This is a genomic window from Candidatus Regiella insecticola LSR1, assembly GCF_000143625.1.
Classification (GTDB): domain Bacteria; phylum Pseudomonadota; class Gammaproteobacteria; order Enterobacterales; family Enterobacteriaceae; genus Regiella; species Regiella insecticola.
This window is the reverse complement of the sequence record NZ_GL379610.1, coordinates 21,740-31,687: the sequence shown is the minus strand read 5'-3', so window position 1 is coordinate 31,687 and position 9,948 is coordinate 21,740. Positions and strand designations below refer to the sequence as shown.

General features: G+C 42.4%; 12 protein-coding genes. 3 read left to right on the top strand and 9 right to left on the bottom strand.

What is annotated here, in order from left to right; translation table 11 throughout:
• The 7 genes from REG_RS07990 to cyoA all read right to left on the bottom strand — a co-directional run.
• Nucleotides 1-244 (bottom strand): MFS transporter (locus REG_RS07990; RefSeq protein ID WP_176603492.1); only part of this gene is annotated, 244 nt, incomplete at its 3' end.
• A 68-nt stretch (nt 245-312) separates the two neighbouring features.
• Nucleotides 313-1,164, bottom strand: a complete 852-nt coding sequence (gene cyoE / locus REG_RS07985) for a heme o synthase (RefSeq protein WP_006705178.1) — start codon at nt 1,162-1,164, stop codon at nt 313-315.
• Entirely contained in the window at nt 1,164-1,358 is a 195-nt protein-coding gene (locus REG_RS07980) for a hypothetical protein (RefSeq protein WP_039908007.1), read from the bottom strand. The genes cyoE and REG_RS07980 overlap by 1 nt, the downstream gene beginning before the upstream one ends.
• Nucleotides 1,359-1,363: 5 nt before the next feature.
• Nucleotides 1,364-1,690, bottom strand: coding sequence for a cytochrome o ubiquinol oxidase subunit IV (locus REG_RS07975; RefSeq protein WP_006705177.1), 327 nt, complete (start codon nt 1,688-1,690; stop codon nt 1,364-1,366).
• Nucleotides 1,691-2,323: a cytochrome o ubiquinol oxidase subunit III gene (locus tag REG_RS07970; RefSeq protein ID WP_006705176.1), complete on the bottom strand. Its 633-nt coding sequence runs from the start codon at nt 2,321-2,323 to the stop codon at nt 1,691-1,693.
• Nucleotides 2,313-4,349 (bottom strand): cytochrome o ubiquinol oxidase subunit I, encoded by a 2,037-nt coding sequence (gene cyoB, locus REG_RS07965; protein WP_006705175.1) that lies wholly within the window; start codon nt 4,347-4,349, stop codon nt 2,313-2,315. The genes REG_RS07970 and cyoB overlap by 11 nt, the downstream gene beginning before the upstream one ends.
• Nucleotides 4,350-4,352: 3 nt before the next feature.
• Nucleotides 4,353-5,294 carry a cytochrome o ubiquinol oxidase subunit II gene (gene cyoA, locus REG_RS07960; protein ID WP_006705174.1) on the bottom strand — a complete coding sequence of 314 codons (942 nt, stop codon included), beginning with the start codon at nt 5,292-5,294 and terminating at the stop codon, nt 4,353-4,355.
• A gap of 628 nt (nt 5,295-5,922) precedes the next feature.
• Between cyoA and REG_RS07955 the strand changes: the two genes are divergently transcribed.
• The 3 genes from REG_RS07955 to REG_RS07945 all read left to right on the top strand — a co-directional run bounded on the left by REG_RS07955 (nt 5,923) and on the right by REG_RS07945 (nt 7,711).
• Nucleotides 5,923-6,075 (top strand): Hok/Gef family protein, encoded by a 153-nt coding sequence (locus tag REG_RS07955; RefSeq protein ID WP_141553656.1) that lies wholly within the window; start codon nt 5,923-5,925, stop codon nt 6,073-6,075.
• A 386-nt stretch (nt 6,076-6,461) separates the two neighbouring features.
• Nucleotides 6,462-6,755 carry a hypothetical protein gene (locus REG_RS13440; protein WP_039908002.1) on the top strand — a complete coding sequence of 98 codons (294 nt, stop codon included), beginning with the start codon at nt 6,462-6,464 and terminating at the stop codon, nt 6,753-6,755.
• Between the two features lie 80 nt (nt 6,756-6,835).
• On the top strand, nt 6,836-7,711 hold the full coding sequence (locus REG_RS07945) for a hypothetical protein (protein ID WP_141553655.1): 876 nt from the start codon (nt 6,836-6,838) through the stop codon (nt 7,709-7,711).
• A gap of 23 nt (nt 7,712-7,734) precedes the next feature.
• Here REG_RS07945 and REG_RS13435 read toward each other — a convergent pair whose 3' ends face one another.
• Together REG_RS13435 and REG_RS14830 are read right to left on the bottom strand one after the other, a co-directional pair.
• A complete protein-coding gene (locus REG_RS13435) occupies nt 7,735-7,908 on the bottom strand; it encodes a hypothetical protein (RefSeq protein ID WP_176603490.1) in 174 nt (57 codons plus the stop codon).
• A 19-nt stretch (nt 7,909-7,927) separates the two neighbouring features.
• Nucleotides 7,928-9,948 (bottom strand): efflux RND transporter permease subunit (locus tag REG_RS14830; RefSeq protein ID WP_039907999.1); only part of this gene is annotated, 2,021 nt, incomplete at its 5' end.

The following is a 9,948-nucleotide window of genomic DNA, read 5'->3' as shown; positions in this document are numbered from 1 at the left end:
CGATAATTGGCTTACGACCAATACGATCAGCCAGCAGTCCAAGGGGAATTTGCAACAGCGCCTGCGTTAGCCCATAAATACCAATAGCGATACCAATCAGTGATTCAGTGGCGCCTTCCAACGTCATGCCATAAATGCTAATCACAGGTAATAGCATAAACATACCCAGCATGCGCAGTGAAAAAACCGTCCCTAGCCCCCAAGTGGTACGTAGTTCTAACGAGGTCATTTTATTGTCGTTAATGTCGTTAATATTGGGTATAGATCTCATGTTGCAGCTGCAAACACCGTCAAGCTGTTGGGGTAAGAGGTTTAATAAAAATCAATAGACATCATGATGCTCAATGAGGTGATGGCAATGATGGAAAACACAAAAAGTTTTCTCGCCCAAAGATGATTATCTATTGCTTGATAACCGCGCAATGCCATAACGAACCACCAAAGGTTCACTGCGCCGGTCACGATAAAATAGTGATATCCGGTATAACCACTTAACGTCAGCATTAACGTGGCTACCATAAATGCCAAAATATAAAGTGTGATGTGGTTTTTTGTGACCGATATGCCTTTTATGATAGGTAAGATAGGAATATTGGCGGCGCGATAATCCTTAATGCGGAAGATAGCAATAGCGTAGGAATGTGGCATTTGCCACACACAAAAAATGAAGAATAGGATAAAAGCAGCGGTATCAAATTGCCCTGTAACGGCGCAATAACCAATAACCGGGGGTGTAGCGCCAGATAAACTTCCAACTAAAGTACCGTAGACAGAGTGACGTTTCATGTAAAGACTATAAATGCCAACATAGATAATAAGACCTATTACCGCTAATATCACAGCCAGTACATTAGTCATAAAACAAAGCAACAAAACACCGATAATACCTAATAGGGAAGCATAAACCAGGCTGGTTTTTGGATCGATAAGTCCTTTTACCAGCGCCCGGTTTTTGGTTCTTTCCATCATTTTATCGATATCGCGATCAATATAGTTATTAAATACACAGCCTGAAGCAATAACTAATGAGACACCCAAAAGAGTAGCCAGCAATAAAGCATAATCAACACTACCCTGTGCCGCTAGCAAAAATCCGCCAACGACGGAAATTAAATTACCAAAAATAATACCGGGTTTAGTGATCTGTAGGTATTGCTTCATCATTACAATACAGCTCTTAGAGGCTGTTTGAAATCTCTCGTGTGTACTGATACCTTGTCAAAAAAAGGCTCGAAACGTCCATTGATGTCCTTGTTTTTGTATAAAAAAGGCAACTGCGCTTTTTCGCCCATTTTTTTTTCAACTGAGCGTAGCGGTAGCTCAACGGCGATTTCAAATACGCTTTTATTGATCATCATATTAGTTAGGGCATCATATTGATATTAAGGTTATACATAATCCAAAGTGAGCCAACAACAATAATAGCTATTACCAAGATGGTGAATAAAAAAGCGCCTAAATTCCAACGCTCTTCCGATGAGCCATTCATATGTAAGAAATAGACTAGATGTACGATAATTTGCACGATCGCTAAAGCCACTACCGTAGTAAGAATAAGAGTATGAGAAGCAGTATTGCTCATCACCATGGCAAACGGAATCACGGTCAGAATAATGGACAGCACGAAGCCAATCAAATAGGACTTCAAACTTCCATGACTCGCCCCAGCATGGTCAGTAGTATCAATCATTTACATTGCTCCTAACAAATAAACAATGGTGAATACGCAGATCCAGACCACATCAAGAAAATGCCAAAATAAGCTCAGACACATCAACCGCGTTTGATTTGTGGTGTTTAAACCCCGTCTCATGACTTGAATTATCATAATAATGATCCAGATCAAACCGGCGCTGACATGGATACCGTGAGTGGCCACCAATGCGAAGAAGCTCGATAAAAAAGCGCTGCGATCCGGGCCATAGCCTTCAGCAATGAGTTCATGGAATTCAAAAATTTCCATCGCGACAAAACCCAGCCCCAAAATAAAAGTCAATGCCAACGAAATGTTAACTTGATTTTTACAGCCTTTATTGATGCCGAGCATTGCGATGCCGTAAGTGATGCTACTCAATAACAGCAAGAAGGTTTCTATCAATACGAATCGCAGATCAAAAATATCTTTACCGCTTGGCCCATCTGCTATGCCGTTGACTAACACAGCATAGTTTGCAAACAGCGCTGCAAATAAAATGCAATCGCTCATTAAGTAAATCCAGAAACCGAATACCTTAATGGCGCCCATGTCCTGGTGATGGTGCTCTGAATGAATACTATTATGATGGGTGATATTATTAGGGTGCGCCAGAGTTTCAGTTGACATAATTCACGCCTGCTTTGCTGATTTTTTCATGATGTTGACTCTCTATACGGGCTACTTCGTCAATGGGTACATAGTAATCCACATCTTCATCGAAGCTTTTTATAATCCAAGTAACCATAGCGCCAATCAGACCGACAATAGCTAACCACCAGATATACCAAATCATCGCAAAACCGAAGATCAAGCTAAACCCAGCAATAATCACGCCAGCTCCAGTATTTTTCGGCATATGGATGGGTTCATATTTTGCGGAGTTTGGTTTGATAACATCGGATTTCGTTGTGTCTGGCGAGGCCAAAAACGGGTAAGCCTCAGCATTTTCTTTCATCCGCCAGAATTCATCACGATCATGAATTTTTGGCACTAGCGCGAAGTTATAAAATGGAGGAGGAGAAGAAGTCGCCCATTCTAATGTCCGTGCATTCCAGGGATCACCGGTGAGATCGCGATTTTTTTCACGATCACGAATGCTGACAAAAATTTGGATGAGCTGACATAAAATCCCGCAGGCGATCAGCAAGGCGCCGCCGGTCGCGACCATCAACATCGGATGAAATTCTGGGTTAATATCTTGGCTCAGGCGTCGCGTCATCCCCATAAAGCCTAAAATGTACAGCGGCATAAAGGCGACAAAGAAACCAACGAGCCAGAACCAGAATGCGCGGATCCCCCATTTTTCATCGAGTGTAAAACCAAAAGATTTTGGAAACCAGTAAGTCAAACCGGCGAAACAACCAAACACAACCCCTCCAATAATCACATTATGGAAGTGAGCAATTAGAAATAAGCTGTTATGTAGAACAAAATTGGCACCTGGTACCGCCAGTAGCACGCCAGTCATACCACCCACGGTAAAGGTAACAATAAATCCGATAGTCCACAGCATAGCAGAATTGAATTGGATACGACCTTGGTACATGGTAAACAGCCAATTGAAGATTTTCACCCCAGTGGGTATAGAAATAATCATAGTGGCGATACCAAAGAAAGCGTTAACGTTAGCCCCTGATCCCATAGTGAAAAAATGGTGTAACCAAACGACAAAGGAGAGAATGGTAATAACAATGGTCGCCCAGACTAATGAGGTGTAGCCAAATAAACGTTTCCGGCAAAAAGTGGCGGTTACTTCAGAAAATATACCAAATGCGGGCAGAACGAGAATGTAAACTTCCGGATGACCCCAGGCCCAAATCAGGTTGATATACATCATCATGTTGCCACCCATATCATTAGTAAAGAAATGAGTGCCAAGGTAGCGATCTAACGTCAGTAACGCGATAGTCACTGTCAGGATGGGAAAAGCAACGATGATTAAAATATTCGAACAGAGTGCTGTCCAGGTAAACACTGGCATTTGCATCATCGACATGCCAGGTGCCCGCATTCTAAGAATGGTAGCGAAAAAGTTAACACCTGCCAGCAAGGTACCGAGGCCAGATATTTGCAGACTCCATATCCAATAATCGACCCCAACGCCTGGATTATATTCTTTAGCGGATAACGGTGGATAAGCCAACCATCCCGTTTGTGCAAATTCACCCACGCCAAGCGATATGTTAATCAAGAGTACACCGACGACAAACAACCAAAAGCTCAGTGAATTTAAAAATGGATAGGCAACATCACGTGCTCCGATCTGTAAAGGCACCACAATATTCATCAAACCGACGATAAAAGGCATCGCCATAAAAAAAATCATGATCACGCCATGGGCGGTAAAAATTTGATCGTAGTGATGAGGGGGCAAAAAACCCGCTTCTCCCGCTGAAGAAAGCGCTTGCTGGCTCCGCATCATAATCGCATCAGCAAAACCACGCAGCAGCATGACCATGGCAACGATGATATACATAATACCGATTTTTTTATGGTCAACTGAAGTCAACCATTCGCTCCATAGCCATTTCCACTTGCCAAAGTAGGTTAAGGCCGCTGTCAGCGCCAATCCAGCCAGCATAACGATCGCAAGGGTTACCATAACGATAGGTTCGTGAAACGGCACCGCGTCAAGTGTTAATTTTCCTAACATCTTTTATTCCTCGGCCTCTAGGTGAGCATGTTCACTTTTATGTGTGTCTTTATGCATGTTTTCGTTCATATGACTGCCATTATGCATATGCATATCACCCATAAATTTGTTAATCGTTTCATTAAATAGTTCGGATTTCACACTAGAAAAGTATTGAACGGGATTATTTTCACTGGGCAGCGCTAATGCATCAAAATCAGCTGTATCTTTTAAAGCGTCTGGTGAGGCTTTCACTTGAGCGACCCATTGATCAAAATCTGCTTCTGTAGGCGTAGCGATAGCGGTAAATTTCATACCTGAGAAGCCGGCACCACTGTAACTACTGGAGATGCCTTTGTATTGACCCGCTTGATTAGCAATGAGATGCAATTTGGTTTGCATTCCCGCCATCGCGTAAATTTGCCCGCCTAACTGAGGGATAAAAAACGCATTCATTACCGAGTTAGAGGTGATTTTAAAATTCACGGGGACATGAGTTGGAAAGGCTAATTCATTGACGGTGGCAATACCTTGCTCGGGGTAGATAAATAGCCATTTCCAATCAAGTGAAATCACTTCAATAGTGACAGGTTGTTTATCGCTAACAAGGGGTTTGTAAGGATCAAGCTCATGGCTGGTTCGCCAAGTTATTACTGCCAAAATAACAATGATAATGATTGGCACTGTCCAAACAACAAACTCTATCTTGTTAGAGTGGCACCAGTTAGGCTTGTAAGTGGCATTTTTATTGGTAGCACGAAACTTCCATACGAAAAAAAAGGTCATCAAAATAACCGGGATGACCACGATTAACATCAAACCGGTAGCCATCAGTATCAATTTTTTTTGTTCAACTCCGATAGCACCCTTAGGATCCATTAACACAGTATCACAACCACCCAACATGATTGTGGCTACTAATAAAAAAAACATTCCTATGTTTTTAATGTTACTTTTCAGTCCCATCTAACGACCCCAATAACAAAAATAGTGCGATGAAATTTCGCTCGAAACTGATTGTTGCGCGTCTTTGGCGCTTTGAATTTATTGATATCATCTATACTCATCGCCTTTGAAGCCGCCGTGTTGTTGGCTGCCAGCTCTCGCCTCACGGTATGTCTACGCTCATCGGCCTCACCCCCTGGCAGCCGAAGGAAACTTCAAAGGCGATGGGTATATCCTTGTCCTTGAAGGACAGGGTTTCACGGCGCATCGGATAAACGGCCATTCTACGGCAAGGTTATTGGACTGTAAATAAGCTTAATTTAAGATATACCCTTCGTCTTTGCAGACGCCGTGTTGTTGGCTGCGGGTGCTCGCCTCATGGTATATCTACGCTCATCGGTCGGTCGCCCTGGCAGCCGAAGGCAACTTCAAAGACGAAGGTTATAGTATTGAGTGGGAAGGAGAAGGTGGTGCTGAAAAAGAATTCTGTTAAGATGCGGTTGGGTGCTTGAGGCTTTTTGCTTTGAGCAGTCGTGATAGGCAGAAAGACGAAAGCCCCGAGTAATTTTCTTAATTAACCCGAGGCTCCAATATGTCCACAGAACATAAGGATAGCCTCTTAACTGCAGAAATGCAATCGGAGGTCAGAATGCCGCGAAAATTCGCGTTATCCGGTTTAATTGTGATTTGTATCACAATTTTACTTTTCACCTTGCTGATACGCGATTCACTGTGTGAGTTACGTATCAAACAAGGTAACACGGAGGTAGCGGTGTTCCTGAACTACGAATTTAAGAGCTAACCGCGAGGCGGGGTTCGCGCCCCGCCTTTTCGGTGAAAGACATGTGACACTTGAGCACCCAACCTTTTCTGCTTACTTTTAGTTGTGTGCTGCGCCCCAGATCCTCTCCCCTCACAGAAAAAATGAACTCAAAGACAAGCATGCTATTATGTCACGAAGACTTATTTTGTATGGACTTATCGTTATTTGTGTAACGATACTGGTGTTCACCTGTATGGTAAGAGCCTATTCGAAATCTCTTGTGCTCGCTGATACTTCGTCAAAACATTAAGATAAAAAAGAATTGCGCTTTTTTTCATCAATTGAGCACAGCTCAAAGAAGATTTCAAATAGGCTCTATACTCCAGTCCTTCAAGTTTCCGCTAGGCGGCCAGGAAGTGAGACCGATGAGCGTAGACTACTATGTGATTCGGGCGACTCCCGCAGCCAACAACGCGGAGGTTTCAAAGGCGAAAGATGTAAATACTTCCCTTTACCAGAAACGCCTGATAGATAAAACAAATATTCGTGTCTCTCCAGTATTTAAAGTTAATTGTCTACAGAATTTGGTGAGATGTGTCGCAAATGGGCAGGCTAAGCTCAATCTTCCTTATTTATCTTTAATCCCTTTACTATTTCTTCACACGCCAGAAGTAACAGAACTTAAATTAAGCGTATACGGAAACGAAAAAGATAGATGAAAATAATAGTATGTATATTATTATGCTTAATAAAAATTTAATGTTAATTACAGTATTGGGAAAATATTTCAATTATGGAAATGCCAGGTTTTGTAACTAGTGCAGCTAATTATGTTTACTCGTTTTCGTCGCCAGAAGATACCTCTCTGCACAACAGGTATAAAGTGCTAGATGCGTACCAGAATGATCCAAATCAGAAGCCTGGTGAAGATCGTGCTCAGGTTGTCAATATATTGAAAAATCGTGCTAAATATGAATACGGTATATTAGATTTGTCTGATCTACGATTTAGTGCTTTACCAAATGCTAAGTTCTGGGGAAAGGGGATAACAGAGCTATGGATCAAAAATAATACACTTTTAAAGGAACTGCCGGATATTAGTATTTTAGAAGATTTAGTGGTTTTGGATTTGACAGATAGTAATATAGAAATATTACCTGCTTGTGTAGTGGACAGGATAAAGTTTTTAAAAGCAAACATTTTACTTGAGCGGTTAAATATATTATTAGATATTTTTAATAAGAAAAAATTTCTTAATGAAGAAAACCTCCTAGAGCTTAAAAAGGTAAAAATTTATTTAGAAAAATTAGTTAGTGACGGAACCGAGGATCTAAAAAAATCGGAAAAATTTTATTACTTTTATAGTAAAGGCCATGACCATATCATGCTGCAATCTTTATTGCCAGGAGAGGCTTATATATCAATATGGACGTCTCTTATTAATATAATTTTTTGGCCTGATGAAAAATTGAGAGAAATATCAGTACATAATTTTGATGATATGATTATGCCTGTACCTAGTAGAATGCATGATATACAACATTACGGCCCATTTTTTGGAATTCGTCCGCCTGGTTTTATTGAATACGAAAAAATTATTATGGATCATTTAGCAGCGGTTAGGAAGAGAGCTCATTTTGACGTTTCTATGACCGAATATGACACCAATAAATAAGCTAGAGTTATACTTTCGCTTATTTATAGCTTCTGTCTGTATGTACTATCTTCGTGGGGTGTACGACCCCACCTTGAACTATACCCTTCGCCTTTCAAGTTACGGCGGCGTTGGCTGCGGGTGTTCGCCGAATCACGTAGTATGTCTACGCTCATCGGTCTCACCCCCTGGCCGCCTTGCCGTAACTCGAAATTCATTGGGTATATCTATGCTGTATCACTTTTCATGCCCCTCGATACCCTCGGTGTGCTTACTAAAATGACGACGAACCATCACAAAGAATAATGGGATAAAGAAGATAGCCAGTACTGTTGCAGCAATCATTCCTCCCATAACTCCGGTACCTACCGCATTTTGTGCGCCCGAACCCGCTCCGCTGCTAATGACTAACGGTGTAACGCCGAGGATAAAAGCCAAGGAGGTCATTAGAATGGGTCGCAGACGCATGCGAACCGCTTCAAGCGTTGCTTCAATCAACCCTTTGTTTTCTTTTTCCATCAGTTCTTTGGCAAATTCCACGATCAGAATGGCATTTTTAGCGGACAACCCGATAGTGGTTAGCAAACCCACTTGAAAATAAACATCATTATCCAGTCCACGTAAAAAGGTGGCCAATAAGGTTCCGAGGATCCCTACAGGTACTACCAAAATAACCGCGAATGGAATTGACCAACTTTCATATAATGCAGCCAGGCATAGAAAGACGACCATCAGCGAGATAGCGTATAGCATGGTTGCTTGATTGCCAGATTGACGTTCTTGATAAGACATGCCACTCCATTCATAACCTATTCCAGCGGGGAGTTTTGCGGCTAAATATTGCATTAGATCCATGGCTTCACCGGTACTTTTGCCGGGTGCCGCCTGTCCTAAAATCTGCATTGATGGCCGACCGTTATAACGTTCTAACCGTGGTGAACCCTGTTCCCATTTGGCACTGGAAAACGCGGAAAAGGGCACCATTTTATCTGTATTGCTGCGGACGTACCATTTATCGATATCATCTGGCAACATACGAAATGGCGCGGCAGCTTGCACAAAAACTTTCTTTACCCTGCCACGATCAATAAAATCATTGACATAGCTGCCACCTAATGCAGAACTCAGGGTGGTATTAATATCCGAGATGGTCAGTCCTAACGCTTGTGCTTTTTCCATATCGATTGAAAGTTTGAATTGTGGCGTATCTTCTAAGCCATTAGGTCTCACCCCAACTAATACATCGGGATGTTGTGCTGCCATCCCTAATAGCTGATTGCGTGCTTCGGTTAGTTTTCGGTGCCCTAGATTTCCTTGATCAATGAGCTGAAAATCAAAGCCGGTAGCGGTACCTAATTCGGTGATCGCCGGAATATTAAAAACGAAGACTAAGCCGTCTTTAATGCCTGCAAAAGTTCGAGCCGCACGGTTCACTACCGCTTGTACGGTATTTTCTTTCCCGGCTCGTTTGTTCCATTCTTTCAAGCTGATGAATGCTAAACCCATATTTTGCCCCTGCCCGCTGGTGGCAAATCCGTTAATGGTGAGCAATGAGCTAACGGCATCTTGGGACAGGAAATAATCGGTGGCTTGTTCAAGTATTTTTTCCGTACGTTGTTGCGTCGCCCCAGCGGGAAGTTGAGCTAAGGTTAATAGTACCCCTTGATCTTCTTCTGGCAAGAACGAGGTTGGCAAACGTAAAAATAGGATAATGGTACCCAGTATAATCAGAAGATAAAGCACTAAATAGCGCCCGGTAGTCCGTAAAATACGGTTCACGCCATCACTGTACTGTTGGGTGGCTTTGGCGAATAGGCGATTAAACCAACCAAAGAAGCCTTTCACTGAATGGTGACTCCCTTTGGCGATAGGCTTTAACATGGTTGCGCACAAGGCGGGGGTTAAAATTAACGCGACAATAACCGATAGCACCATGGCAGAAACAATAGTAATGGAAAATTGTCGATAAATTACACCGGTAGCCCCCTCAAAAAAAGCCATAGGAATAAATACGGCAGATAAAACTAGCGTGATCCCCACCAAAGCACCTTGAATTTGTCCCATGGCTTTTTTAGTTGCCGCTTTGGGCGATAAGCCTTCTTCCTGCATCACTCGCTCAACATTTTCTACCACCACGATAGCATCATCCACCAACAGGCCAATCGCCAGCACAATGCCAAACATCGTGAGTGTATTGATCGAATAACCAAAGGCGTAGAGGATAGCAAAGGTACCCAGTAAAACGATTGGGACTGCAA

What these genes read in the sequence shown, in the direction of transcription:
- cyoE (WP_006705178.1), bottom strand. Translation starts at nt 1,164, where the DNA reads ATGATGAAGCAATACCTACAGATCACTAAACCCGGTATTATTTTTGGT.
- REG_RS07980 (WP_039908007.1), bottom strand. Translation starts at nt 1,358, where the DNA reads ATGATGATCAATAAAAGCGTATTTGAAATCGCCGTTGAGCTACCGCTA.
- REG_RS07975 (WP_006705177.1), bottom strand. Translation starts at nt 1,690, where the DNA reads ATGATTGATACTACTGACCATGCTGGGGCGAGTCATGGAAGTTTGAAG.
- REG_RS07970 (WP_006705176.1), bottom strand. Translation starts at nt 2,323, where the DNA reads ATGTCAACTGAAACTCTGGCGCACCCTAATAATATCACCCATCATAAT.
- cyoB (WP_006705175.1), bottom strand. Translation starts at nt 4,349, where the DNA reads ATGTTAGGAAAATTAACACTTGACGCGGTGCCGTTTCACGAACCTATC.
- cyoA (WP_006705174.1), bottom strand. Translation starts at nt 5,294, where the DNA reads ATGGGACTGAAAAGTAACATTAAAAACATAGGAATGTTTTTTTTATTA.
- REG_RS07955 (WP_141553656.1), top strand. Translation starts at nt 5,923, where the DNA reads ATGCCGCGAAAATTCGCGTTATCCGGTTTAATTGTGATTTGTATCACA.
- REG_RS13440 (WP_039908002.1), top strand. Translation starts at nt 6,462, where the DNA reads ATGAGCGTAGACTACTATGTGATTCGGGCGACTCCCGCAGCCAACAAC.
- REG_RS07945 (WP_141553655.1), top strand. Translation starts at nt 6,836, where the DNA reads ATGCCAGGTTTTGTAACTAGTGCAGCTAATTATGTTTACTCGTTTTCG.
- REG_RS13435 (WP_176603490.1), bottom strand. Translation starts at nt 7,908, where the DNA reads ATGAATTTCGAGTTACGGCAAGGCGGCCAGGGGGTGAGACCGATGAGC.